This window comes from Streptomyces albidus (ex Kaewkla and Franco 2022), assembly GCF_013870515.1.
Taxonomy (GTDB): Bacteria; Actinomycetota; Actinomycetes; order Streptomycetales; family Streptomycetaceae; genus Streptomyces; species Streptomyces albidus.
Genome location: NZ_JACBXA010000027.1, coordinates 1 through 24,599 on the forward strand (window position 1 = coordinate 1; position 24,599 = coordinate 24,599).

22 protein-coding genes and 1 pseudogene are annotated in these 24,599 nt (G+C 69.9%); 10 read left to right on the forward strand and 13 right to left on the reverse strand.

The window, feature by feature from the left end:
* Window positions 1-115 (forward strand): annotated as a pseudogene (locus H5J26_RS31330) (SGNH/GDSL hydrolase family protein); the annotation flags it as partial.
* Between the two features lie 31 nt (window positions 116-146).
* Here H5J26_RS31330 and H5J26_RS07295 read toward each other — a convergent pair.
* The 7 genes from H5J26_RS07295 to boxC form a co-directional block, all read right to left on the reverse strand.
* Window positions 147-410 (reverse strand): hypothetical protein, encoded by a 264-nt coding sequence (locus H5J26_RS07295; protein ID WP_181764895.1) that lies wholly within the window; start codon window positions 408-410, stop codon window positions 147-149.
* Window positions 411-653: 243 nt separating this feature from the next.
* Window positions 654-1,199 carry a gamma carbonic anhydrase family protein gene (locus H5J26_RS07300; RefSeq protein WP_181764896.1) on the reverse strand — a complete coding sequence of 182 codons (546 nt, stop codon included), beginning with the start codon at window positions 1,197-1,199 and terminating at the stop codon, window positions 654-656.
* Window positions 1,200-1,206: 7 nt separating this feature from the next.
* Window positions 1,207-2,073: an amidohydrolase family protein gene (locus H5J26_RS07305; RefSeq protein WP_181764897.1), complete on the reverse strand. Its 867-nt coding sequence runs from the start codon at window positions 2,071-2,073 to the stop codon at window positions 1,207-1,209.
* An 11-nt stretch (window positions 2,074-2,084) separates the two neighbouring features.
* Complete coding sequence (fdxA, locus tag H5J26_RS07310; protein WP_181764898.1) at window positions 2,085-2,423, reverse strand: ferredoxin; 339 nt, start codon at window positions 2,421-2,423, stop codon at window positions 2,085-2,087.
* A 17-nt stretch (window positions 2,424-2,440) separates the two neighbouring features.
* On the reverse strand, window positions 2,441-3,481 hold the full coding sequence (locus H5J26_RS07315; RefSeq protein ID WP_181764899.1) for an NAD(P)/FAD-dependent oxidoreductase: 1,041 nt from the start codon (window positions 3,479-3,481) through the stop codon (window positions 2,441-2,443).
* Window positions 3,482-3,506: 25 nt separating this feature from the next.
* Complete coding sequence (locus H5J26_RS07320) at window positions 3,507-5,144, reverse strand: benzoate-CoA ligase family protein (RefSeq protein WP_181764900.1); 1,638 nt, start codon at window positions 5,142-5,144, stop codon at window positions 3,507-3,509.
* A gap of 41 nt (window positions 5,145-5,185) precedes the next feature.
* Window positions 5,186-6,934: a 2,3-epoxybenzoyl-CoA dihydrolase gene (gene boxC, locus H5J26_RS07325; RefSeq protein ID WP_181764901.1), complete on the reverse strand. Its 1,749-nt coding sequence runs from the start codon at window positions 6,932-6,934 to the stop codon at window positions 5,186-5,188.
* A 183-nt stretch (window positions 6,935-7,117) separates the two neighbouring features.
* Between boxC and H5J26_RS07330 the strand changes: the two genes are divergently transcribed.
* Entirely contained in the window at window positions 7,118-7,966 is an 849-nt protein-coding gene (locus H5J26_RS07330) for a PaaX family transcriptional regulator C-terminal domain-containing protein (RefSeq protein ID WP_210771094.1), read from the forward strand.
* Window positions 7,967-8,027: 61 nt separating this feature from the next.
* On the opposite strand, the gene boxB is transcribed toward H5J26_RS07330, so the two are convergent.
* Window positions 8,028-9,506, reverse strand: a complete 1,479-nt coding sequence (boxB, locus tag H5J26_RS07335; protein WP_181764902.1) for a benzoyl-CoA 2,3-epoxidase subunit BoxB — start codon at window positions 9,504-9,506, stop codon at window positions 8,028-8,030.
* 254 nt (window positions 9,507-9,760) lie between these two features.
* On the opposite strand from boxB, the gene H5J26_RS07340 reads away from it, so the two are divergent.
* The gene (locus H5J26_RS07340; protein ID WP_181764903.1) at window positions 9,761-10,492 is read left to right on the forward strand and encodes a M23 family metallopeptidase; all 732 of its coding nucleotides are present in this window, start codon (window positions 9,761-9,763) and stop codon (window positions 10,490-10,492) included.
* A 108-nt stretch (window positions 10,493-10,600) separates the two neighbouring features.
* On the opposite strand, the gene H5J26_RS07345 is transcribed toward H5J26_RS07340, so the two are convergent.
* Together H5J26_RS07345 and H5J26_RS07350 are read right to left on the reverse strand one after the other, a co-directional pair.
* Window positions 10,601-11,320, reverse strand: a complete 720-nt coding sequence (locus H5J26_RS07345; protein ID WP_181764904.1) for a hypothetical protein — start codon at window positions 11,318-11,320, stop codon at window positions 10,601-10,603.
* Window positions 11,321-11,633: 313 nt separating this feature from the next.
* Window positions 11,634-12,476 (reverse strand): (2Fe-2S)-binding protein, encoded by an 843-nt coding sequence (locus H5J26_RS07350; RefSeq protein ID WP_181764905.1) that lies wholly within the window; start codon window positions 12,474-12,476, stop codon window positions 11,634-11,636.
* A 193-nt stretch (window positions 12,477-12,669) separates the two neighbouring features.
* On the opposite strand from H5J26_RS07350, the gene H5J26_RS07355 reads away from it, so the two are divergent.
* From H5J26_RS07355 to H5J26_RS07370, 4 genes are read left to right on the forward strand one after another with little or no spacing between them, the layout of a single operon-like run.
* Window positions 12,670-13,884, forward strand: coding sequence for an ATP-grasp domain-containing protein (locus tag H5J26_RS07355; protein ID WP_181764906.1), 1,215 nt, complete (start codon window positions 12,670-12,672; stop codon window positions 13,882-13,884).
* A 17-nt stretch (window positions 13,885-13,901) separates the two neighbouring features.
* On the forward strand, window positions 13,902-15,680 hold the full coding sequence (locus H5J26_RS07360) for an IucA/IucC family protein (protein ID WP_309237816.1): 1,779 nt from the start codon (window positions 13,902-13,904) through the stop codon (window positions 15,678-15,680).
* A 6-nt stretch (window positions 15,681-15,686) separates the two neighbouring features.
* Window positions 15,687-17,420 (forward strand): IucA/IucC family protein, encoded by a 1,734-nt coding sequence (locus H5J26_RS07365; protein ID WP_181764908.1) that lies wholly within the window; start codon window positions 15,687-15,689, stop codon window positions 17,418-17,420.
* On the forward strand, window positions 17,417-18,646 hold the full coding sequence (locus H5J26_RS07370; RefSeq protein ID WP_181764909.1) for a type III PLP-dependent enzyme: 1,230 nt from the start codon (window positions 17,417-17,419) through the stop codon (window positions 18,644-18,646). Before H5J26_RS07365 ends, H5J26_RS07370 begins: the two co-directional genes overlap by 4 nt.
* Window positions 18,647-18,694: 48 nt before the next feature.
* Here the strand turns inward: H5J26_RS07370 and H5J26_RS07375 are convergent, their stop codons facing one another.
* Window positions 18,695-19,420, reverse strand: coding sequence for an SIP domain-containing protein (locus H5J26_RS07375; protein WP_181764910.1), 726 nt, complete (start codon window positions 19,418-19,420; stop codon window positions 18,695-18,697).
* A 172-nt stretch (window positions 19,421-19,592) separates the two neighbouring features.
* Window positions 19,593-20,165, reverse strand: a complete 573-nt coding sequence (locus tag H5J26_RS07380) for a dihydrofolate reductase family protein (protein ID WP_309237817.1) — start codon at window positions 20,163-20,165, stop codon at window positions 19,593-19,595.
* A 223-nt stretch (window positions 20,166-20,388) separates the two neighbouring features.
* On the opposite strand from H5J26_RS07380, the gene H5J26_RS07385 reads away from it, so the two are divergent.
* The 3 genes from H5J26_RS07385 (at window position 20,389) to H5J26_RS07395 (ending at window position 23,617) form a co-directional block, all read left to right on the forward strand.
* The gene (locus H5J26_RS07385) at window positions 20,389-22,227 is read left to right on the forward strand and encodes a sugar-binding protein (protein ID WP_309237818.1); all 1,839 of its coding nucleotides are present in this window, start codon (window positions 20,389-20,391) and stop codon (window positions 22,225-22,227) included.
* A 122-nt stretch (window positions 22,228-22,349) separates the two neighbouring features.
* Window positions 22,350-22,661: a hypothetical protein gene (locus tag H5J26_RS07390; protein WP_181764911.1), complete on the forward strand. Its 312-nt coding sequence runs from the start codon at window positions 22,350-22,352 to the stop codon at window positions 22,659-22,661.
* A 155-nt stretch (window positions 22,662-22,816) separates the two neighbouring features.
* Entirely contained in the window at window positions 22,817-23,617 is an 801-nt protein-coding gene (locus tag H5J26_RS07395) for a class I SAM-dependent methyltransferase (RefSeq protein ID WP_181764912.1), read from the forward strand.
* Between the two features lie 77 nt (window positions 23,618-23,694).
* On the opposite strand, the gene H5J26_RS07400 is transcribed toward H5J26_RS07395, so the two are convergent.
* A complete protein-coding gene (locus tag H5J26_RS07400) occupies window positions 23,695-24,582 on the reverse strand; it encodes an aminoglycoside phosphotransferase family protein (RefSeq protein WP_181764913.1) in 888 nt (295 codons plus the stop codon).
* Window positions 24,583-24,599 lie beyond the last annotated feature (17 nt).

The window sequence follows — 24,599 nt, forward strand, 5'->3', positions numbered from 1 at the left end:
CTTCCTCGGGCCGTGGATCGGCAGGCGTCTGCGCGGCCGGTCATCCGGAGACGGACGTACGGCCAAGCGCCCGCAGCTTCTCCCCGTGCAGGCTCCCGCCGACACCGGGTGGTGAGCCCTCTGCTGCTGCCCGCGGCAGGGGCTGCTCAGGCCTCCTCCTCCCGGTAGAGCCCGAGGCCTTCGTGGCTCGGCTCCTCGTTCAACGCCCGTTCGAGGAGCATCGAGTACGCCACGTCGAGGTGCCGGCGTCCCGTACGCAGTGCCTCCAGGGACGCCGAGAGCTGCCACGGCAGGACGTCGGGGCTCGCGCCCGACTGCCCGGGCCCTCCCGCGATTCCGGCGCGGGCCGCCGAGACGGCACCCATGCACTCGTCGATGTGAGTGACCAACTCTGCGTTCTCGGAATGCACATTGACCCCTTACCTGCCGCTTGTCCGCCGCGGAAGCGGCAGTCCCACCCGCCCGCGACGAAACCCGCATCTCCGCCGCCGATGCCTCGCTCCGTCCGCTCTCCGGCCGTGCCCGGAGGGCCCTTTCGTGGCCACGACGCCGGTGTCCGGCAGACGGGACCCGCGTTCGGCAGGAGGCGGTGACGTGCACGGCCAACCGACCAGTTGCTCGTCTCTCCGCGCAAGGGGACGGGAGCCTCGTCGTCAGTCCACCCGGCAGTCGGCGAGGTCGACGCGGGTCATGGCCTGGGGGTAGCGACGGGCGAATCCGACGTAGACGTCCACTCCGTAACCGACGAAGTCGTCGTGCTTTCCGTCCGGCAAGGGCTTCACCCGGCCCGGGACTCCGAGCACCATCGACCGTTCGGGCACGACGAGCCCTTCCGGCACCACCGCGCCGGCCCCGACGACGGAACCGCCGTGGACGTGGGCCCGGTTGAGGACCACCGACATCGAACCGATCAGGCAGCGGTTCTCGACCGTGCAGCCCTCCAGGTGGGCGTTGTGCCCGACGACGCACTCGTCCCCGATGAGGGTGGGCCACTGCTCTGTCGTGTGAACGACCGTGCCGTCCTGCACGGACGTGCGCGAGCCGACCTCGATCCGGCCGTGATCGCCGCGCAGGACGGCCCCCGGCCACACCGACGACTGGGCGCCCACGCTGACTCGGCCGATGAGCACCGCATCGGGATGGATGTAGGCGTCGGCACTCACCTGTGGGCGAATCCCGTCGAACGCGTAGACCGGCATGGGGTGTTCACTCCTTCTCGCGCGCAAGGCCGTGGTAGACGCGCATGGCGTTCTCGGCGAGCACCATCGGCACGGTGTCGTCGGCCAGGCCCAACCCTGCCACCGCGCGGGCGTTGACGGCGGTGCCGGGCACCCCGGGCCAGTCGGTGCCGAAGATCCACTTGCGGGCGAGCCTGTTCAGGTCGTGCCGCGCGTAGTACGTCGTCAGGCGCTTGGGAGGCAGTCCGGACAGCTCGATCCACACGTTGTCGTGGGAGAGGGCGAGGAAGGCCGCGGCGTCGTACCACCACCCCCTCCCTCCGTGGGCTAGCACGACCTTGAGGTTCGGGAACTGCCTCAGCACCGGGTAGAGCTGCGTCGGATCCGCGAGCTCGTTCATCGAGCCCGGGAAGGACGACGTCCCGCAGTGCGTCACGAGTGGGACGTTCCGCTCGACGAGCAGCGAGTACGCCGGATACAGCGCCGGATCGTCCAGGCGGAACCCGCCGTGCACGGGGTGCAGTTTGAGCGCCGCCGCCCCGAGGTCGAGCTGCCGCCGCAGCTCCTTGTCGACCGGGAAGTGCAGATGCGGGTTGACGTTGGCCACCGGACGGAAGCGCCGCGGGTTGTGCTCGATCAGGGGCAGCAGGTCGTCGAACCGCTGGTAGCCCGTCGCCTTCGGGCTGTATTCGCAGAACAGCAGCGCCACGTCGACGCCTTCGGCCGCGAACAGACGGTCCAGCTTCGCCGGATCAGGCCTGCCGTCGGCGTCCCAGACGTCTTCCAGCACGCCCTCCCGCCCGAAGTCGAGGGCCCACTGCGACCAGGCCGGGGCGATGCTCGGCAGAAGCGGCACGTGCACATGGGCGTCGACCAGCAGGTGACCGTCCAACATCGTATGAACCCCTAGTTGCCTGAGTGATTCGACACCAGCGTCGTGTCGACGCCGATGTCACCCGTCAGCCGTGAACCGCCGGGCGTGCCGACGGGTTCCTCCCTGCCGGGCAGCACCTCGTTGAAGAAGGTCTTGTTGTCCTCGATGAACTCCTGCTGATCCTCGGGCACCCGGCGGTCCTGGGATATGGCTTCGACGGGGCACACAGGCTCGCATGCGCCGCAGTCGATGCACTCCTTGCCGTTGATGTACAGCTTGCGCTCGCCGACGTAGATGCAGTCGACCGGGCACTCCTCGACGCAGGACTGGTCGGTGATGTCGATGCAGTCCGACATGATCACGTAGGGCACGGTGCTTCTCCTCGTACTCAGGCCACGGCCGCGACGACGGGCGCCGCGTCGGTGCTGTGGCCGGGGAACAACGACTCGCCGGGATCGAGGTGCACCGCGGCGTTGTTGACCGCGGTGGCCACCTCGCCGAAGCCGACGGAGATCAGGCGTACCTTGCCGGGATACTCCGAGATGTCTCCCGCCGCGTAGACCCCGGGAACGTCGGTCGCCATCCTCGAATCCACCAGGAGGTGCCGGTTGTCGTGCAGTTCGAATCCCCAGTCGCGCATCGGTCCGAGATCGGCGAGGAAGCCGAGTGCGGCGACGACGCGTTGGGCCTCCAGCACGACGGGTTCCTGGTTCTTGCAGGTGACTTCGACCTTCTCGACGGCCCCGTTCCCCTCGATCCGGGTCACCTGCGCATCGGTCACCACCGTGGCGCCGCAGGACAGCACCGCCTCGACGGTGGCCGCATGCGCCCGGAATGCCGTCCGCCGGTGTACGAGCGTCACCGACCGGGCCACCGGCTTCAGCGCGAGCACCCAGTCGCACGCGCTGTCGCCACCGCCGACCACGACCACGTCGGTGCCCGCGAAGTCGGCCTGCGACGGCACGAAGTAGGACAGCCCGCGTCCCAGGAACTCCTCACCGGCGGGCAGCGGCCGGGGGGTGAAGGTCCCGATGCCGCCCGTCACCACCACTGCACCGCAGTCGATCACCGCGCCGCTGGAGGTCCTCAGGCTGAAGCGGTCGGGACCGCCCTCGACGGGGACGCGCTCCAGCGACTGCGCCTGCTGGCCGAGCAGGTACAACGGGCCGTACCGTCCGGCCTGTTCGACGAGATTGCCGACGAGGTCGCGCCCGCGGACACTCGGGAAGCCGGCGATGTCGTAGATGGGCTTCTCCGGATACATCGCGGTCACCTGGCCGCCCGGCTCGGGCAGCGAGTCCACCAACGCGACGCGTAGCCCGCGGACGCCGGCGTAGTAGGCGCCGTAGAGGCCGACCGGCCCGGCTCCCACGAGTACGAGGTCCACCTCGTACCGTTCGCCGGCCTGGTGCTGCTCTCCACTGGTCATCTGCTCCTCCTGCACGTGCTCGCGGTCAGACGACGGCCTCGGGCTCGGCAGACGTCCGGTCAGGGCCTGCCGGCGTGCCCTCTGCGGGACCATCCGCGCTGCCGTCCTCGGCGGCCATCCGACGGATCTTGAAGCGCTGCAACTTGCCGCTGGCCGTACGCGGCAGCTCGTCCACGCACACCACTCGACGGGGGGCCTTGAAGTGGGCGAGGCCGTCCCGGCAGAAGCCGATCAGCTCCTCCGCGTCGGCGGTGGCGCCGTCCTTGAGCACCACGTAACCCACGGGCTTGTCCAGGCCCTCCGCGTCCGGGACGCCCACGACGGCGGCCTCGAGGATGTCCTCGTGCTCGATCAGCCGGCTCTCGACCTCGGCCGGCGAGACCCAGATGCCGCCCGCCTTCAGCATGTCGTTGGACCGCCCGAGGCAGGTGTATCGGCCCTCGTCATCCTGCACGTAGGTGTCGCCGGTGGCCAGCCAGTCACCCTGGAAGACGTGGCGGCTGGTCTCGGTGCGGCACCAGTAACCGGTCGCGATCGACTCGCCCTTGACGTACAGCGACCCCGCCTCGCCGGGCGGCCGTACGGCGCCGTGCTCGTCGCGGATCTGGAGCTCGTACCCGGGCACCGGGTGTCCGCTGGTCCCCGGGCCGATGTCGTCGGGCCGGTTGGAGAGGAATATGTGCAACGCCTCCGTGGAGCCCAGACCGTCGATGATCCCGACGCCGAAGTGGCCCCGCCAGCGCTCCAGGAGCGGGGCGGGCAGGGCCTCACCGGCGGAGACCCCGAGTCGTACCGACGCCATCAGGTCCGCCGGCAGCTCCGCGGCCAGCATCCCGGCGTAGAAGGTGGGGACGCCGAAGAAGAGAGTGGGCCGGTCGGCGCGCACCCTCTCGGCGACGACCTCGGGTGTGGGACGGCGTGGCTCGAGAATCGTGGTGGCGCCCGCCGAGAGCGGAAAGAACGCGGAGTTGCCGATCCCGTAGGCGAAGAAGAGCTTCGCGACCGACAGGCACCGGTCATCCGGACGGATCCCCAGCACCTGGTCCCCGTACGTCTCGCACACGTGGCGGATGTTGGCGTGCCGGTGCATGGCGGCCTTCGGCATCCCGGTCGTGCCGGAGGTGTAGAGCCACAACGCAGGCGTGTCCTCACCGGTGGCTGCGGCCTCGCCGTCGTCTGCCGTGACACCGTCGAGGGCCTCCGCCCACGGCAGGCGCAACACCCCTGCCGGTACTGCTGGTTCGGCGTCGCCCACCACGACGAGGTGGGTCACGTCCGGTGACGCGCGGACCGCTTCGGCGCAGGCGTCGGCGAACTCCGCCGTGCAGACGAGCACTCGTGCGCCGCAGTCGGCCAGGATCGAACCGAGCTCCCTGCCGGTGAGCATCGTGCTGACCGGCACGGCGACCAGCCCCGCACGGAACGCGCCCAGGATCGTGGTCAGCAGCTCCGGGGTGTCGGACATGCAGCACATGACCCGCTCGTCGCGGTGCATGCCCAGCCGCCGCAGCGCACCGGCCACGCGGGCCACGTCGTCGTACAGCTGGGCGTAGGTGATGTCGCCCCCGGCGTGGCGCACGGCGGGATGCCCGCCGCGGCCGCGCTCGAGGTGCCGGTCGACAAGGTAGGTGGCGGCGTTGAAAGACCGTGACGGCGTGGGCATGAGTTCTTCGCCTCCTTCTTCCTCAGCAGCAGTCGGCTGTGTCAGACCCGCTTGACGTCGAAGTCGGCTCGCTTACCGGTGCCGTAGCGGCGCAGCGCGCCTTCCGGGCCGGATGCGTTGGGACGGTTGAAGATCCAGTTCTGCCAGGCGGTCAGCCGCCCGAAGATCTTGGTCTCCATCGACTCGGGCCCCACGAAACGGTGGTTGGCCTCCATCCCGGTCAACGCGTCGGGCGACAGCGAGGCGCGCTCCTCCAGCACGATGCGCAGTTCGTCCTCGTAGTCGATGTCGTCGAGCGCCATGGTGACCAGCCCGAGTGCGGCGGCCTCGTCGGCTTCGAGCGGGGCTCCCGAGCGGGCCAGCGCCGCCTGCAGTTCCTCCTCGGCCGCGTGGAACCGCGACTCCAGCCGGGTCAGCCCGTTGCCCATCGGATACGCGCCCTGGTTGGCGCCGCCGATGACCAGGGAGGCCGGGTCGGCCTCGGGGTCGACGTCCTCGAAGACGCCCGCCAGCATGTACTGCCTGTCGCCGGCCAGCGCGAGTTCCAGCAGCGTTCCGGCGAAGCAGCTGCCCGGCTCGATCAGCGCGACGAGGCTGCGGCTGGTGACGTCCAGGCGCTTGAACGTCCGCTTGAGGTAGTGCCGGACCTCGTTGACGAACCAGTCGTCGGCAAGTGCGTCCAGTTGTGCGTCGTGGGCCAGCACCGTCCCGGCGTCGCCCTTGGTGCGGAACACCCAGGTGCCGAGCTCGAGTTCGTTGGTGCGCAGCCGCAGGATCAGGTCGTCGAGTTCCCGTGCCAGCGCGAGCGGCCAGTAGCGGGCACCCTGCTCGTGCACGGCCGCGGCGTCCGCGGGCGGAGCCTCGGCGGGCGCCTGAACCGTGATCTCGACGCGCCGCTGGTCGCGCAGCAGCTGCGCCTCGACGTGCGGGTAGGTGATCGCCACGTCGGTCTCCGCGCGGTTCAGCGGAGTCAGCGCGACCCCCTGCTCGCCGGTCGGACGGTGCGAGCGCCGTGCTGCTTCCTCGGCCCGCGTGCGGACCTCGGCGTCGAACCGGCCCCGGGAGACCGCGGCATCGACAAGTCGCCACTCCACGGCGGTCGTTCCCTTGATGCCCTCGCTCTTGGTGGCGAAGATGTCGGCCCGGTCCTTGCGGACGTGCCGCTTGTCCACCACCCGGGTCAGGCCGCCGGTGCCGGGCAGCACGCCCAGAAGCGGCACCTCCGGAAGCGCGACCGCCGACGAGCCGTCGTCGACGAGGACGATCTGGTCGCAGGCCAGGGCGAGTTCGTAACCTCCGCCGGCGGAGGTGCCGTTGACCGCGGCGATGTAGGTCTGTCCGGAGTGCTGCGTCGCGTCCTCGAAGCCGTTGCGGGTCTCGTTGGTGAACTTGCAGAAGTTCACCTTCCAGGCGTGCGTGGACTGGGCGAGCATCTTGATGTTCGCGCCGGCGCAGAACATCCGCTCCAACCCGCCGGTGACCACGACGGACTTGACCTCGGGGTGCTCGAAGCGCAGCCGCTGCACGGCGTCGTAGAGCTCGATGTCGACCCCGAGGTCGTATGAGTTGCTCTTGAGCTGGTAGCCGGGGACGATCCCGCCGTCCTGGTCGACCAGCAGCGTGAGCGTCGCGACCTCGCCGTCGACGTCGAGCTTCCAGTGCCGGTAGCGGTCGGGCGAGGTGTCGAACGAGACGGAAGGTACGCCGTCGGCACCCTCAGCCGCCTCGAGGTGCCCGGCGCCGGTGTCACTGCCGGGGATCTGGGTGCTGGTCTCGACCGCGGCGGTCATCGCACTCCTCCAAGCGCTCGATGCGTCTTGAGCGATGACTCTACATTGGCATGGTGAGTCGTCAACAGCACGTAGTATGTTTTTCCCTGCGAACGCCCGGGACCGCTGTGGGCGCGGACTAGAATTCCGGGTGTTCCCGCCCCCTTCGAGAGGACTCGACACGTGGCCGCTGCCGGTACGCCTGTGGAAAGTGCACCGAGCCCGCGGCAGGCCTGGCCGGGCTCGTCGAGTGCGCGCTCCCTGCTGCTGACCGTGCTCGGCGAGTTCGTTCTGCCGAGGCGGGAACCGGTCTGGACGGGCGCCCTGCTCGGGGCGCTGGAATCCCTCGGCATCGAGGAGAAGGCGGCACGGCAGGCGCTTGCGCGGTCCTCCACCGAAGGCCTGCTGGTGTCGGACCGGGTCGGCCGCCGTACGCGATGGAGCCTCACGCCGGACGGAGAACAGCTGCTCGAGGAAGGCACCGAGCGGATCTACACGTTCATGCGGCACACGCAACGCTGGGACGGCCGTTGGCTCGTGCTCGCGGTGACGGTGCCGGAGACCCAGCGAAGGCTGCGGCACAAGCTGCGCACCCGCCTGACCTGGGCGGGGATGGGATCGCCCGCACCTGGCCTGTGGGTGGTGCCCGACGCCGGGCGGGCCGAGGAAGTCCGGGCCATCGTGCGGGAGCTCGGCATCGAGCACAGCACCATGTCGTGGACGGGGCCCTCGGCCGGGATCGGCGACCCCCAGGACGTCGTCTCGGCCGCCTGGCCGCTGAACAAGATCGAGACGGCCTACGGCGAATTCGTCGAGCAGTTCAACAGCGTGCAGGTAGGCGACCAGCAGGAGGCGTTCGTGGCCCAGGTGCACCTGGTGCACGCTTGGCGGCGCTTCCCAGCCCTGGACCCGGCACTGCCCGGGGAGCTGCTCGACCAGGACTGGCCGGGCCCGGACGCGGCCACGGTCTTCCACCGCTGCCATGAGCGCTGGCACCGAAGGGCCCAGGCGTACTGGCAGCGCCTGTGCACGGGCGCCGACGACCGGTCCTGACGACGACAGACCGGCGCCCGGTCCGCCGAGGGACCGGGCGCCGTGCGACGGTGACGGGCTCTCAGTTGTCCTCCTGCCAGAAGCGCACGTAGTCGAACTCCACGCCCAGCTTGTTGACGCCCTGGGCTGGCGGCGCGATCCAGCCGGCGAACCTGCCCGGCTCGTACTCGGGCTTCATCAGCGACCGCACGTCGGCCAGGTCCTGTTCCGAGGGGAGCCACTGGTGGACCCGGGCGTCCCACTCGTCCTGGGTGAGCACTTCACCCTCGGGGCTCACGTGCGCGTCGGAGTACACACCGACCTCGCGGTTGAAGCCCTCGTGCGGCAGGGTCAGCCGGTGCGGCAGCCCGGCGTCCTCCAGCGCCTGGTTCCAGCGGCGGACGCCGTTCTCGCAGTCGGCGACGTACTCGTCACGCAGATCGAGGTTGAGCGCGTTCAGCAGCGGCACGGTCTCGGTGACGAGTTGGCCGGTCTCGACCTTGGTCATCTCCCGCGTCTGGTCCTGCAGGGAGTGGTCGTCCTTACGCCGGCGCTCCTGCCAGCGGCCCTTCAGTCCTGCGGTGTAGTACGCCGCGGCGTTCGAGGAGAGCTCCGAACCGAACAGGTCCATGGACACCGAGAACTGCTGGTTGAGGTACTTCTGGATGACGGCGAACGGGATCCCGCCGTGCTCCAGGATGTCGTCGGTGCCGTGCTCCTTCATCAGCTCCGCGGTCCGCTCGACGACCCGCTGGATGCCGGTGGTGCCCACGAACATGTGGTGGGCCTCTTCCTTCAGCATGAACTCGCAGGTGCGGGCGAGCGGATCGAAGCCGCTCTCCTTCAGCGTGCCCAGTTGGTACTTGCCGTCCCGGTCCGTGAAGTAGGTGAACATGAAGAAGTTCAGCCAGTCGGACGTGTCCTCGTTGAAGGCCCCGAGGATGCGCGGGTTGTCGTAGTCGCCGCTGTTGCGGCGCAGCAGCTCCTCCGCCTCCTGGCGCCCCTCACGTCCGAAGTACGCCTGCAGCAGGTACACCATCGCCCAGAGGTGCCTGCCCTCCTCCACGTTGATCTGGAAGAGGTTGCGCATGTCGTACAAGCTCGGTGCGGTGGCGCCGAGTTGGCGCTGCTGCTCCACGCTGGCCGGCTCGGTGTCGCCCTGGATGACGATGAGCCGCTGCAGCTCGGCGCGGTACTCGCCGGGGACTTCCTTCCAGGCCTTCTCGCCCTTGTGCTGGCCGAAGCTGATCTCGCGGTCCGGGTCGGTCTCGGCGAGGAAGATCCCCCAGCGGTACTCCTCCATGGGCACGAAGTCGTATACCGCCCAGCCGTCCCGGTCGATGGCCACGGCGGTGCGCAGGTAGACCTCCTTGGTCGGCACCTGCGGCCCGAGGCTCTTCCACCACTCGATGAACTTCGGCTGCCAACGCTCCAGCGCCCTCTGGAGTTTGCGGTCACCGGCCAGGTCGACGTTGTTGGGGATCCGCTCGCTGTAGTCGATCCTGCTCACCGGGCCGGTGGGCTCGGGTGCGGCTCCGAGGCGTCCATCAATGGTCGTCATCCGCTCTTGCCCTTCTCTCCGAGGTCAACCGTTAGTCCACGGCAAAGCATCGTCACGTCAGCAGGATGTAGCATGTCCAGTCAGGGGGCAACCCCCGTCGCCGCATTGAGGACGTTGCCGCGCGCTGCTGGACCGTCCGCCCGCGCTACAGATGCACGAGACGACCGAGGCCCCTCCCTTGCCCCAACGGCCGTTTGTCGTACGTGAGTTGGCTTCACCCGCCGCCCGCCGCAGCGCTCGCCTATGCTGACGCCATGGCCGCAGAGTCGCCTTCACGAAGCTCGGAGCCCCGGGGAATCGAGGTCTCGCTGCCTTTCACGGGCCTCTGGCGCACCGAGAACAGCCCGGCCCGGCGCGTGCCCAGTCATGGAACCGACCTGTTCGGCGGGCGCTACGCCATCGACTTCACCGGCGTGGACGAGCGCCACCGGACAGCCGGCAGCCGTAGCTGGCGGACCTTCCTCGCCACCGAACCGCCGGAGATCTTCTTCGCCTTCGGCCGGCCCGTCCTGGCCCCCGCGAGCGGCACCGTCGTCGCCGTGCACGAGGGCGAGCCCGATCACGAAGGGCGGCGGTCGCAAGTGGCCTTGGTGCCGTACGCGCTGGGCCAGGCCGCACGGCTCCGCCGGGGCGTGGCCGCCATGGCAGGGAACCACGTGATCATCTCGCTCCGCGAGAGCGGCACCTTCGTCGCTCTGGCGCACTTCCAGGCGGGCTCCATCCGTGTCTCCGCAGGCCAGTCGGTGGTGGAAGGCCAGCACCTCGGGAGCTGCGGCAACTCCGGCAACTCGACCCAGCCGCACGTGCACATCCAGGCCATGGACAGCTCCGATCTGTCCGTCGCACGCGGCGTGCCGATGCGCTTCCGGCGGTTCCGTGAATGGCCTTCCGGCCCGAAGCGGGCCCGGGTCAGGGAGCGGGCGGTGCCGGGTGAGCGTGCGGTGGTGGAGCCGTTGCCCGTCACGTCGACAGCGGCCGGTCACTGACGGGGCCACACCTGTCCCCGCTCACGACGAGACCGCTCCCTCCTGAGAGGCAGCGGTCTCGTCTTGCCGATGTTCAGGGGAGGGATCCGTTCGACGACGGACCCCGGGTCACGACGGCGACTGGCACCGCGGGGGAAGCGTGACCTTTCCGGGCTTGTGCTCGAAGGTGTCCATCACGAGCCACTCGTCCAACTCGGGGTCGTAGAGATTCTGGACGCCGAATTGCAGCACCTGCCAGAACGTACTCCGGTTGTTCTGATCGACGTAGATGTCGCCGAGCGCGAGCGGGAACCGCAGGAATTTCCCGGGAGGCAGCTTCGGAAGGACGACACCGACCCGCCAGTGATTCACGTGCCGTCTCGGGTTCCGCTCCAGGGTCTCCCTCCCGACGAACCGCGAACCCTTGAACGCCTGGTTCACATCGTCGAGGTCGAAGCCCGGAATCCTCGAGCACGAGTGCTCGTTCAGACCGGGCCACTTGTAGGTCAGCGTGTAGAGCGAGCCGCGGTAGATCAGGTTCGTGAACCAGATCGGGTACTGCGGGCCGCCGGCGACCATCTGGCTGTCGCCGTTCTTTCCCTGCCAGGTGAACGGGACCGTGATGCCCAGATCCCTGACGATCCACTTGCCCTTCCCTCGGAAGTTCCGCGGAAGGAGAGGCGGCCGCGGCGTCTTCGAGCCGGGCCGCTCCGCAGCCGCGCTCTCGGACGACGATGTGTTCCCGCTCCGTGTCTCGGCGCCTGCCGACGGCAGAGCCGCCGGGGCGACGGCGATCACTCCTGCGAGAACGACCGACGCGGCCACTCGACGTGTGCGTGTCCAACCCATGGGTGTCCCTCGCCTGTTCCGTCACGCGCCGTCCGGCGCAGAATTCGAACGCAGGAAATGGTCCGAACCGTCCCCGGCCCCGGAGAACCTGAAACCAGGCTTTGCGCCGCCGACCGTTCCCGGCCGACCGGCAATGTTCGGGGATTCGGCGAAGCTTCCGCGGCCGAAAGAGACCGGACTTACTCACCGGGCGGCGCAATGGCGAAATCACCCGGCACCCAGTCCAAGCAGCGCACCACACCAGCTCCAACGAACAAGATCCCTTGTCGCCGTCTCCCGCCGCAGCCAGCCCGAAGAGCGGCGCCCGGCTGAGCTATCCGGCGTCGATGCGCGCCAGCCGCTCCGCGTCCCCGGTGCGCGGGCAGGTGGCGCACGCCTCGTCGGGCGAGATGGCGTAGTAGAGGCAGCATCCGGCACGGGTACGGGTCGGATACGACGTCCCGTCGCCGCCTCGCAGACGGCGGAACCCGGCACCCGCGGGGAACGGCGGGACCGGAGAAGGCAGCAGCTCACCGGCGGCGGCGACCGCATTCTCCTCCTCCCCTGTGGCGCGGCCCAGATGCCAGATCCCGGAGACGAGGTCGTCCTCGACCATCCCCCACAGCGCCCTCGGCCCGCGCCGGAGCCGAGGACCGAGAGCGGCGATCAGAGGTCGCGCCTGGTCGGCCGCGGCGGTGCGCAGTTCGTGGTTCAGCGCGTCCGCGCCCGCAACGGGGACAGCTCCGGGGAGCGATGCCGCGGGGTCGTCCGGCAGGCACGCAAAGCCTCCGGGGACCACTTGCCAGGCTTCGTCCCGGCGGCTGATCCGCACGTCTTCCGGGCGCAGACGCGGCACTCGGCGCTCGAGGTACCAGGGCCCGCTCAGCAGCAGACAGGTGCACCACAGGAGGCGGTGCAGAACGCGGGAGGCCACCACGTCCGGGCGTGGTGGTGTCGCGTACCGGGCCGTCTCCGCCTCAAGGAGGGCTTCGAGAACCTGCGGGTGACGGGCCGCTTCGCCGAGGTCCGCCCAGTCCTGTCCGGCCGCGGAAGCGGGGGGTGCGACGTGGAGGTTCAGCGTGGGGCTCAGAGCACCCAGGCGCTGGTAGGTCGAGGTGAGCAGCGTGAAGCAGCTCTCGACGCCTCGTGCGGAGGCCGACGTCGGGGCCAGGTTCAACGGGGCTCCTTGCAGTTCTTGCCGTTCATGCCGGGCGCGGGCGTACGAGCACCCCGCGCCAACAGGTAAGGCGAACCTTACTCACACAGTCCCGCCTGAACCCTCCACCCCCCTCGGCGAGTTGGCGGATTTAGGATTACCTAACTTAAGCTCAGCTCCGGCTCGCGTCGAACAGCGCCGGAAGGGTTCCGACATGCAGCTGTACCTGCTCGCCCTGAACCCGACCGACTCGGTCACCTGCGGCTTCCTACCGGCAGCCCGACGGCGGGGGGTCCATGTCACGCTGCTCACCGACCGTCCGCAGGAGCACACCCACTCCCTCGGGGACGGTCCGGGGGCTGCCCAGGTCGAGGTGCTGGGCTGCGACGTGAGGGACGTCGGGTCGGTGATCGCCCGGATCTCCGGTCACCGCTCCCCCGACGCCGTCTTCACCAACAGTGATCATCTGCAGTTGCACGCCGCGCTGGCCGCGGACTACTTCGGGCTGCCGGCCAAGGACTGGCGCGCCGCGTTCAGGACCAAGGACAAGGCGGAGATGCGCCGCCACCTCGCCGCGGCAGGCGCCGACACCGTATGGGCCGCCGAGATCGCCGCCGAGGACGACCTGGCATCCCGTCTGCCGGCGCTCGAAGCCCCGTTCCCCTGCGTCGTCAAGCCGCGTGAGGGAGTGGCCAGTGAGGACGTCTTCCTCGCCGAGGACGCCACGGAACTGGCCCGGAGGAGCGAGGAGATACGGGCGCGGCGCCCGGGCGCGGCACTCGTGGTGGAGGAGTACCTTCCCGGCGAGTTGTTCAGCCTCGAGACCGTGGGCGACGCCAGCCGTCTGCACGACCTCGGGGGCTTCCGTACCACGCTCTCGCCGCCGCCCTGCTTCATCGAGCAGCGCATGACGTACACGCACCGGCACCCTGCGCAGATGACGGAGGCGGTCCTCGCCCAGCTCCGCGTGCTAGGTGTCGGACTCGGCGCCTGCCACACCGAGTTCGTGGTCCACGACGGTCGCGCACGCATCATCGAGGTCAACTACCGCGCCATCGGCGACCAGTGCGATCTGCTGCTCGCGGATCTGCTCGACGTCCCGCTCTTCGACCACATACTCGGCGCTCACCTGGGTGATCTCCTGCCCTCACAGCTGCCCACGCGGGCAGGCGGGGCGGCACGCATCGACTGGCCGTGCGCCGACCGCGGAGGCACCCTCACCGCCGCGCCCAGCGCCTCCGACGTGCACGCAGCAGGAGGGGTGCGGCTGACGTACCGGCCGTTGCGGGACGTGGGAGAACGCCACGACCTCCACCACACCAACCGCGACTACCTTGGTGCCCTGCGGACCACCGGCCCAGACCAGCAGTCCGTGGACCGGGCCGCTGAGGACTTCCTCGCCGAGCATCGGTGGGAGATCACCCCGTGACCGCCGGGCCTGCGCCCGTGACGCGCACTCACCCGGCGGAACAGGAGCTGCTGCTGAGGGTGTTGAGCACCCTGTTGCGTGAGGACGTCTCAGGGCTGCGCACCCGTTCGGCCGAGCTCAACGCTCCAGACGGACTCTGGCTCCGGCTCCAGGACAGCCGCCATGGCTCCCTGCTCATCCCGGTACGTCACGACGGATTCCAGTGCACGCTGGCGGCCCGTCTCCCGCTGCTGCGCCGGGAGGCGGAGGGCACCGACCTGACCACGGTCACCGACGTGCTGACCGCACTCGCCGCTGTGGCAGACCCGGCCGACCGGCCCGGCTTCGACGCCTTCGCCGACGAGTGCCGCGCGGACATCCTGGCGCGCCGCCTGCACGCTGCGACCCGCGACGAACTATACGAACGGCTCACGGCCCGCCATGGGCCGGACCCCGCGCGCTGGCAGGGTCTTGCCGCGTCACTCGCCTTCGACAGTCTCGCGGCTCGCACCGATCACCCGGTGTACCCCGCTTCTCGTGCCCGTCCCGGTATGACGGAGCATCAACTACGTTCCTGGGCACCGGAGTTCCATCCGCGCTTCCGGCTCCGATGGCTCGCGCTGCCGACCGCGGACGTCGCCGTGTCCTGGCCTGGCGGCACCCGGGCACTCGGGCTGCCTGTCCCGGCCGGTCCGAACGGCCCGTGGGACGCGGAACTCCCTCAGGGGTGGCGACGGACCCATGTGCTGCTGCCGGTGCATCCGCTCACCGTCGGGCGTCCGCTGAAGGAGGCCCTGGCCACCACCGGCCTGACCGGGCGGGCAGTGCTGCTGGAGGAGCCGTATCTGGAGGCGGTACCCACTCTCTCGATGCGGACCGTCGCTCTGGCCGATCACCCCGGGACCCACGTCAAACTGCCCCTGCCCACCTCCACGCTGGGCCGGCTGAACCGTCGCTCGATACAGCCGGGCACACTGCTCGACGGAGCCGCATGCCAGCGGCTGCTGGAGCGGGTGATCGAACGCGAGCCGCGGTTCCGCGGCCGGGTGCTGCTCGCTGACGAGACCCGCCATGCCACGGCGGGTCATGAACTGCTGAGTGCGCTGATCCGTCGTCAGCCGCCGCTGCCGGACGACTGCGTCGTCGTCCCGCTGGCCGCGCTGGCGGCCCGGGCGCCGGACGGCCGCCCGGTCATCGACTCGCTGGCACGCCGCTTCTACGGCGGAGACGTCGCCGCCCTCATCGACGCGTTCCTGATGCTGCTGCTGGACTGGCAGACCACACTCTTCGGTTACGGGATCGCCCTGGAGTCGCACCAGCAGAACGTCTCCCTCGTCCTCGGGGGCTCCGGCGGCCCCACACCTCGGCTTCTGTTCAAGGACAACGACGGACCGCGCATCAACACCGTCCGTCTGCGCAGGGCACTGAGCGAGGCAGACGCGGACGCCGACGGGCTCGGCTTCGACGATCCGCGTATCCGCGTCGCCGAGGACGGGCCCGTCGCCGACCTGTTCACCACCGTCACCGTGCACCTGTGCGCGGGCGCCTGGGCGTTCAGCCTCGGCCGGGACGGCTCCTCGACGCGTGAGGCCCTGATCGGCCTGGTGCGGAGGCGGCTTGCCGAATCCGTGGACCGGCTCGCCGGTCAGCACCGTACGGCCGCCGACGTGCTGCGCTCCAAGGTGCTGGAGGCGCCCGAACTGCCCGTCAAAGCCATGGTGACGGCCGGAACCCTGCTGACGAAAGCACGGTCCGGCGCCACCGACGTCAACAAGCACTACACCACTGGCCCCAACTACCTGTTGCGGAGGGCTTGACCACCCATGCCCGGCACCACCACGGCCCACCCGCCGGTCCCTGTCCCCGCTGTGCTGCCCACCGCCGACGAGGCCGTCGCCCACACCCTCCTCAACTGCGTGCTGCGCGAGGTGACGGACGAGGACACACGCCGGGTCGTCGACGGCCGGCTCCTGCTGCGGCTGCCGTTCTCAGGTGTGGAGCTTCGGGTGGCGCTGCGCCGCACGTCCTTGATCGGGGCCCACCGCTTCACCGGGCCGGTGCACGAACACACGGCCGAGGGCTGGACTCCGATCGGCTGGCACCGGCTGGCCGATCAGGTGCACGCCGAACTCACTCTGCGCACCAGCTCCCGGAACGACGAGTTCCTCGGCCAGGTCGCGGCGAGCCACCGGGCCGTCAGCAGCGCGCTCGCCCGCCGCGGGAGGCCGTACTGCCGTCTGCCGCAATCCGCCGACGGCCCGGCCGCCTATCTCGACAGCGAGCAGTCGCTCCTGCTCGGGCACCGGTTCCACCCCACCCCCAAGGCCCACGGCGCCGACCCGGGAACCTGGGCCGCCTACTCGCCCGAGGAGGGCGCCCGTTTCCCGCTGCGCCTGCTCGCCGTACGCGAGGACCTCGTCACACAGGACTCCGCGCAGCGCGGTGCGCTCTCGCTGCTGGACCGGCTCGGCGAGGCCCCTCCCGGGTTCCGGTTACTGCCCGCACATCCCTGGCAGTTCCAACTGCTGCACCGCCACCCGGTTTTCGCCGCTGCCGTCTCGTCGGGCGCTGTGCGCGACCTGGGCAAAGGAACCGCTCCGGTGACTCCGACCGCGTCGGTGCGGACCGTGTACGACGGCGAGACGTTCCTGAAGTTCAGTCTCGACGTGCGCATCACCAACTGCCTTCGCAAGAACGCGCATTACGAGCTCACCGGTGCCGTGGCCCTCACCCGGCTGCTCAAGCACACGCTCGATGATCTGGCTGTGCGCCATCCCGACGCGTCCGTGCTCCGCGAGCCCGCCTACCGCAGTCTCGCGTTGCGCACCCCCGACGGCCGTGTGGACCGAACGCTGCTGGAAGGCTTCGGGGTGATCATCAGGGAAGGGCTCGGCCCGTACGTGCCCGCCGGAGCAACGCCCCTGCTGGCGGCCGCCGTTGCGGACGAGTACCCCACCGGGCCGGGGCGCGTCGCCGAACTGCTGGACGGTGCGGGCCCGTCCGCCGCCGTCGACTGGTGGGGCAGATACGTGGACCTCGTCGTCCCGCCCGTGCTGTCCGCGTTCTTCCGCCACGGGCTCATCCTCGAACCGCACTTGCAGAACGTCGTCGTCTGCGTCGACGGGGACGGCTCACCTGTGCGTATGGTCTTCCGCGATCTGGAGGGCACCAAGCTGGTATCCGGGACGCACCGCGAAGCGCTGGCCGAACTGCCCGACGAAGTGGCCCACATGCTCACCTACGACGTCCGTCGTGGCTGGGACCGCGTCGTGTACTGCCTGCTCGTCAACCACCTCTCCGACATGCTCTCGGCCGTCGCAGACCTGCACCCGGAGACGGAACCGGCACTGTGGGGGCGCGTCCGGCACACACTCGCACGGTGCGCCGGAAACCTGGGCGACCCGCCGCTGCTGCGCTCGCTGCTCGCCGGGGAAGCGCTGCCCGCCAAGGCCAATCTGCTCACGCGCTGGCAGCGTTCGCCGGACCGTGAGGCCGGTTACGTCCGGCTGCCCTCCCCCCTGACCGACGAGAACGTGACGAACGGACCCGTGAGTTGAGCCTGCTCACCCCAGCCGCGCGAGACGCCGCTCTCGCCCTCGCTCCCGATGAACTCCCGTGCTACATCTACGACTTGAGCGCGCTGCGGCAGCACGTGACCGCGATCCGAGCAGCGCTTCCGCAGGCGGTGGAGCTGTACTACGCGGCCAAGGCCAACCCGGAGCCGGAGATCCTGCGGACACTGGCCCCGTTCACGGACGGATTCGAGGTCTCCTCCGGCGGCGAACTGGCCCATGTCCGCAGCGCCGTTCAGGGACCGCTCGCCTTCGGCGGCCCCGGCAAGACCCCGGACGAGATCGTGGCAGCGCTGACCGCCGGTGTGGAGCGCTTCCACGTGGAGAGTCTCCACGAACTCCGGCTACTGGCCCGGGCGGCATCCCGCCATCACGTGGGGAGCGCGACGCGGCCCCGAGTCCTGATCAGGTTCAACCCACCGGTCACCGCGAGCGCGCTTCACGGCAGCGCCCTGGCCATGGGAGGCCGGCCCACGCCCTTCGGCATGGACCCCGCACAGGCGGCGCAGGCCCTGAGCCTGTTCGTCGACGGCGAGCTGCCTGAGCTCGAACTGGTCGGCCTCCACGCCCACTTGGCGAGCGGACTGGGCGCCGAGGCGCAGCTCGCACTCGCCGAAGAGGTCGTCGCCGAAGCCATGCGTCTGGCCGCGCGGTGCGGCGTCCGGCTGCGCGAGCTCACGGTCGGAGGCGGCATGGGCGTCGACTACTCGCGCCCGGCGGAACGCTTCGACTGGTCTTCCTTCGGGGCCGGGATGGCCCGCATCGCCGAGCGGCATCCCGGCCCGGTCCTGCGGATCGAGCCGGGGCGGGCGCTGACGGCGTACTGCGGCTGGTACGCGACCGAGGTGCTGGACGTGAAGCGCAGCCACGGCGAGGACTTCGCGGTGGTCCGCGGCGGCACCCACCATCTGCGCACGCCTGCGGCGAAGGGGCACGAGCAGCCGGCCGAGGTCCTGGCGGTGGAGCGCTGGCCCCATCCGCTGCCCCGGCCCGTCGCGCAGGGCTCCCGCGTCACGTTCACCGGGCAGTTGTGCACCCCGAAGGACGTGCTGGCACGCGACGTGCCGGCGCCCGGAATCCGGGCGGGCGACAGGGCTGTGTTCGCGCTGGCAGGGGCGTACGCGTGGAACATCTCCCACCATGACTTCCTGATGCACCCCCCGCCCGGGTTCCGCTTCCTCCACCCGCGCGAGACCGACACCGCCGGCTGACCGCTGCCCGGCCCCGCACCGGAGGGCGGTCGACGGGCGGCGGCATGTTCAGAGTCCGGTTCGGCCGGTCGCCCAGTACGGCTGAGTGCGGATGGCACGTCGGTCGAGGCCGTGCCGTGTACGCAACGCGTCGCGCTGCCGCTGTATCGAGCCGCCGTGCCCGGCGAGGTGAACGGTCTGCGGTGCGAGTGTGCGGATCTGACCGTCGGCGTCGACCAGCCACTCGTCAAGGGCGGCACCGTGCTCATCGCTTGCGGCCAGGACGACTGCATCGGGGAGAAGCGTGCGGACGTAGTCACAGTCCGACGGCTCGATCTCGACGGCGACGAGCAGGCGTGCGCCCTCCGCGTTCGCGCGTTCGGTCAGCGCCGCCATCAGCCCCAGCGTGCTCGCGTCCCCCATGGCGAGCGTCGTACGGGGGGAGGTCCAGCGGAAGCTCCTCGCGGAGTCCAGCCCGCACCAGACGATGTCGCTGCCCGGGACGAGTGATTCGATCAGGGCGAGTCCGGGGGCATCGGTACGGCCGTGGTCGTGGAACAGGACCGTCGCCGTGCCGGCATCAGGGTCGTGTGACTCGGTCGTGTAGTGGCGGAAGTCGTTGTCGCACACACGGAACGCGGTGACGTCGCACGGCGAGATGCTCCGAGCTCTCAACGCAGGGCTGTGAAAGGTGACGCGCAGGAGCGAGGGAGAGGGGCGTTCCACGGACGTCACCTTCGTGGTGAACCCGCGTCGCTGCGCGTACTCGGCGAGGACCTTCGGAACTCGCGCCATGCGTCGCCTCCTTGACGTGGGTGCAGGACGTCGCTGCCATCTACTTAGGCGAGCCTAACCTAAGCGACATCCCAAGAACGTACAAGCCGAGGTGGCGGAGTCGGGCTTCAACGGTTAACTGCCGTCCGCTTGACGGCAGTTGGATCCCGACGGAGCGCCGGTGGCCGGCCGCTCAGCGACGGACGCGGTAGCGGATGTGCGTGGCCTCCGGCGTGTCGATCACCCGGAGGACGTCCAACTCGATCTGCGACGGCAGGTCCTCGAACAGCCGACGGCCACGACCGAGCAGCACCGGGACCTGATGGATCTGCAACTCGTCCAGCACGCCGGCCTCCAGCGCCCGCCGGGCCGTGTACCCGCCGATCACGAACACGTTCCGCTCCCCCGCGGCCGCCTTCGCCTGCTTCATCGCGTCGGCGATCCCGCTGGTCACGTACGTCACCAGCGGATAGCCCCAACGCGCGGCCGGACCCGGCGGCCGGTGACTGGGAACGAAGATCGGGAGGCCGTTGTGATCACCGCCCCAATGGTCCATCAGCTCGGCGGTCCGCCGTCCCGCGAGGACGGCACCGCAGGCTTTCGCTTCGTCGATCAGCTCCGCGGCCGGCCCGGTCAGCTCGGCGAACTGCCCGCCCGGAGCGAACCAGTTGTGCAGCCGGTGGCCGTCGTCACCGCCGAGGTAGTCGTCGGGGTCGGCGATGAAACCGTCCAGAGACACCGACATGTAGAGAACCGATGCAGACACTTCGACCTCCTGAGGCCTCGATCGAACTGGATTCAATCGGTACAGACCCGGCGCGGCGGCGTCTCTCATCGGTCAGCGGGACCGAACTTCCCGGACGATCGATCTCGGCGTGCGCTCTGGCGAGTTGACGGATGCGGCGCGTAAGAAGGTTGCCGTGGAGCGGGGATTGCCCAAGAGTTGCGGCCGGTACGGTCCGCGGGTTGAAGAAGAGGCGGTTTGCATCGTGGTCGAGTCGAGCGAGGAAGCAAGCGCGGCGGGGCCCTCTCGGCGGCGCGTGACCGCCGTCATGGCCTCCGGCCTGGTGGGCGCGGTGTACACGGCCGGGATGCCCGCCGCGAGGGCCGCCGAACGGCACACGGCCACAGGCCGCCGCCACCCCGCCCACCACGACGTGCTGTTCGTGAGCGCGCACCCGGACGACGAGGCCGGAAACCTGTCCACCTTCGGCTTGTGGCGTGAACGCCGTGGACTTCGCACAGGTGTCGTCACGATCACCCGGGGAGAGGGAGGCGGCAACGCTGTCGGCCCGGAGGAGGGCGCGCCTCTCGGCATGCTGCGTGAGGACGAGGAGCGCTCCGCGATCGCGCTCGCGGGGATCGAGAACGTCTTCTACCTCGACAAGCCGGACTTCTGGTACACCCTGTCCGCCCCCCTCACCGAGCGGATCTGGCACGAGCAGGACACGTTGGAGCGCATGGTCCGGCTCTTCCGCATGACCACGCCGCACACCGTCGTGACGATGGACCCGCGTCCGTTCAACCAGCACGGCGGGCACCAGATGTCGGCGCGGCTGGCGATCGAGGCGTTCTTCCTGGCGGGCGACCACGAGGCCTTCCCCGACCAGTTGACATGCGAGGGGCTGAAGCCGTGGCGCCCGCGGCGGCTGCTGGCCCAGAACTACGGCTTCTCGGATCTTCTCGGCCCGGACGCGGCCAAGGAGCGCCACACCGACCCGGACACGGGCCTGCCCGTCGTCGGCGTCTGGTCAGGGCACACCTCGCGCGAGCACGGGAAGTCCTGGGCGCAGGTCGAACGGGACGCGAGCCGCATGTACCGCACCCAGGGCTGGGCCGCGATGCCGCCCGAGGTTCCCACGGACCCGGAGAAGCTCGGTTCGGACTGGTTCAGCGTGCTGGCGGAAAGGGGCCGGATCGTCAAGGCTCGAGTGCGGGACCAGGGTGAACTGCGGCCCGTGTACGCCGAGTTCCGCGAGTGGACGCGTCAGGTGGGGCTGCCCTGGCTGGCCAACAACTCTCAGCCCGACTACCCGGGCGCGCCGTCCACCACCGTTCCCGAAGTCGACGTGGCACCCGTGCTGAACGGCGTCGAAGGCGAAGGCGAGTACCCCGGCCCGGAGTTGCGCCTGCGGCACTGGGAGGGTGACGAGGTGGGCGACGCCGACTGCTCGGCGACGGCGAAGATGTCCCGGCACGGCGACGACCTCTTCGTACTGGTCACTGTCACGGACGACCGGGAGGGGACCCGCCTGGACAAGGAGGACGCCAAGAGGCACTGGCGAACCGACTCCGTCGAGATCGCGCTCGATCCCCGCGGCAACGGCGACGACACCGCGGTCACGTTCAAGACCGGGATCTTCCCGTTCACGGCCGGAGACGGCGGCCCGGCCGCGGAGCGGGACGCCGACAACCGTCAGGGCCCCGCTGAGAAGACCGCGCCCGGCATGCGCGTCGCCGCCGAGGTCAGCGAGCCGTTCCGGGGCTACACCGTCGAGGCGAAGATCCCTCTCGGGGAACTGCCTGCCGCGGCGGATCCCGAGCGGTTCGCGGCGAACATTCTCGTCTACGACTCCGACACCCAGGACAAGACCGGTCAGACCCGGCTCGCGTGGTCGCCGTTCGGCAGCGCTCAGGCCGACCCCTACGTGTGGGGCACGGCCCGCCTGGAGGGTTACACCCCGCCGGCGGACCGCCCGACGGTCCCGGTCGACGCCGAGATCCCGACGGAGGCCGCCCGCAGCGAGGACTCCCCCGCGTCCGTCGCCCAGGCCCGCCGCACCGGAATCCCGATCGCCGGAGGGCCACGGCCCTGCAAGCCCCACTGACGGCCCGTCGCCTGCGCTCCGGCCACCGAGCAGCCGGCCCAACCTCCTGACGCGCGCCCGGCGTTGACGGTCTCGTATGCTCGGCTGACCACGGCGGTCGGATTCAGGGGGGTGGGTCACCGGTGGGGGCACCTGACAATGTGCGGCGCAGCATCGATGCGGACCGGCGCAGGTTGCAGAGCGAGTTCTCCGGACTCGCGCGGCGATGGAGGTCGATCGGGCTGTGGCTGCTGTCGCTGGCCGCCGTGTGCTGGGGTTGGGTGCTGGTGCGCCTGCTCACCGCGGACACCAAGGCCTTGATCGCCACGGGGTACGGGGCCGCGGAAACCGTGGAATGGGCGGTCTGGTCGGAGCTGATGCTCATGCTGGCGGTGTCCGTGCCGCTCGGGGTCGTGGGGGCCGCCCTCTATGCACGGGGCGCGACGAGCCTGTAACTGAGCCACCACGCCGTGACCATGGCCGAGTACCTGGATCGGGCGCAGGCAGCCGCCGACAAGGCACGGCGCGAGGCGTAGGCCCGGATCCGGACACGCGCCTCTGGCGCGAACTACGCCGTCGCACCGTCGTTCTGCCGTGAAATGATCGGCTCATGGCCCAGGACAAGGGATATCTGCTGGACAACCGGCAGGTCGAGGCGGGTGCACGTTTCGACGCACTGTCTGCCCTCTTCGATGCCTCCACGTTCCGTCACTTCGAATTGCTCGGAATCGACGAGGGATGGCAGTGCTGGGAGGTCGGCGCCGGTGGGCCGACCGTCCCCGCCTGGCTCGCCGAACGCGTCGGCCCCTCCGGGCGCGTGCTCGCCACCGACATCGACGTGTCCTGGACCGAGGCGGCCGCCGCCGGAGGGGCCGAGGTACTCCGTCACGACGTCGCCCTCGACGAACCTCCCGCCGGGCCCTTCGACCTGATCCACGCCCGCCTGGTCCTCGTTCACGTCGCGGACCGGGATGCCGCGCTGCGCTCCATGATCGGGGCGCTGCGTCCCGGCGGCCGGCTGCTGATCGAGGACGCCGATCCCGCTCTGCAGCCGCTGATCTGCCCCGACGAGTACGGCCCGGAGCAGGAGCTCGCCAACCGGCTGCGCCGCGGTTTCCGCCAACTGCTGCAGCAGCGCGGCGCGGACCTCTCTTACGGACGCAAACTGCCGCGGCTGCTACGCGAGTTCGGCCTCGCCGAGGTCGAGGCCGACGCCTGTTTCCCCATCGCCTCGCCCCAGTGCGACGTCCTCGAAGCGGCCACCGTCCACCAGGTGCGTGACAAGCTCACCACCGCGGGCCTCGCCACGGACGAGGAGATCGAGCGGCACCTCGCCAACGTGGCTGCCGGGCGGCTCGACCTCGCGACCTCGCCGATGATCTCGGCCTGGGGCCGCCGCCCGTCCGGCTGAGCATCAGCCGGCCGGTCTGGTGCTGCGACCGCACAGGTTCGCCGGGTTGGTCGTCGTGACGGATGGATGTGTGGTGACTACGCCGTGAGCCGGTCCGCTTCGGCCAGCAGCAGATCGCCAAAGGGCTGAAAGCCAATGCTGCAGGCGTAGACGCCGCTGACGACTCGGTGGATGGTTCCCCATTCCCAGATGGCGGTGGCATCCACGCCCGTGCGAGAAGCCAGTTGCTCAGTCCGCGCCCAGAGGTCATCGCCGAGGTCCGGGTTGCAACGCACGATGGTGCCGAGATCGCACGCCGGTTCGGCCCGCAGCCCGGCTGGATCGATGAGCTTGTAGCTGCCGTCGCTCGCCTGCAGGGCGTTCATCTCGTGGACATCACCGTGGACCAGAACCGCGGACCGATCGTCGTGAGCAAGGCGACGACGATTCATGCAATTCAGCGCGTCCGCCACAGTGGCTGGCGAACACGGTCGCCCCGCCTGCTCCCATAGTTTTGGCAACCGATCGGCGTACTGCTCAGCCAGCTTCGCACCGGTTGGAAGGTCAATGTCGGGACCGATCGGACGCCACAGGCGAACCGCCACTTCGCACAGCAAGTTGTGGCGGCTTGCAGGGTCGGCGACGGTGTCGTACATAGGAGCCCCAAGGCGCTCCAGCAGAAGGGCTTGTCGACCCACGTCTTCGCCCAACAGCTTGGCGCATCCCCCTCCGTTCGCCAGGCGCAACGCCATGGCCTCCTGCCCGACGTCCCGACCTGGCACACCGATCTTGAGGGCCGCCGGAGTCCCGTCAACAAGCGTCACCTCGACGACCAGGGCGGCATGACCGCCCGCGAAGCTGGACCCGATCATCAGAGACCACTCCTGGGCCAGCGAGTCGAGCACGCCTGGCAGCTCGTCCAGCCAGGATTCGTTCCCTTCGGCTATGACCGTCTTGCGGACCTGGTCAGGAATGTCGAGGCTCATACCGCCAACCTAGGGCC

Bases quoted from the DNA above. Each gene is read 5' to 3' on its own strand.
- H5J26_RS07300 (WP_181764896.1), bottom strand. From the start codon at position 1,199: ATGCCGGTCTACGCGTTCGACGGGATTCGCCCACAGGTGAGTGCCGAC.
- H5J26_RS07305 (WP_181764897.1), bottom strand. From the start codon at position 2,073: ATGTTGGACGGTCACCTGCTGGTCGACGCCCATGTGCACGTGCCGCTT.
- H5J26_RS07315 (WP_181764899.1), bottom strand. From the start codon at position 3,481: ATGACCAGTGGAGAGCAGCACCAGGCCGGCGAACGGTACGAGGTGGAC.
- H5J26_RS07320 (WP_181764900.1), bottom strand. From the start codon at position 5,144: ATGCCCACGCCGTCACGGTCTTTCAACGCCGCCACCTACCTTGTCGAC.
- boxC (WP_181764901.1), bottom strand. From the start codon at position 6,934: ATGACCGCCGCGGTCGAGACCAGCACCCAGATCCCCGGCAGTGACACC.
- boxB (WP_181764902.1), bottom strand. From the start codon at position 9,506: ATGACGACCATTGATGGACGCCTCGGAGCCGCACCCGAGCCCACCGGC.
- H5J26_RS07340 (WP_181764903.1), top strand. From the start codon at position 9,761: ATGGCCGCAGAGTCGCCTTCACGAAGCTCGGAGCCCCGGGGAATCGAG.
- H5J26_RS07345 (WP_181764904.1), bottom strand. From the start codon at position 11,320: ATGGGTTGGACACGCACACGTCGAGTGGCCGCGTCGGTCGTTCTCGCA.
- H5J26_RS07355 (WP_181764906.1), top strand. From the start codon at position 12,670: ATGCAGCTGTACCTGCTCGCCCTGAACCCGACCGACTCGGTCACCTGC.
- H5J26_RS07365 (WP_181764908.1), top strand. From the start codon at position 15,687: ATGCCCGGCACCACCACGGCCCACCCGCCGGTCCCTGTCCCCGCTGTG.
- H5J26_RS07375 (WP_181764910.1), bottom strand. From the start codon at position 19,420: ATGGCGCGAGTTCCGAAGGTCCTCGCCGAGTACGCGCAGCGACGCGGG.
- H5J26_RS07395 (WP_181764912.1), top strand. From the start codon at position 22,817: ATGGCCCAGGACAAGGGATATCTGCTGGACAACCGGCAGGTCGAGGCG.
- H5J26_RS07400 (WP_181764913.1), bottom strand. From the start codon at position 24,582: ATGAGCCTCGACATTCCTGACCAGGTCCGCAAGACGGTCATAGCCGAA.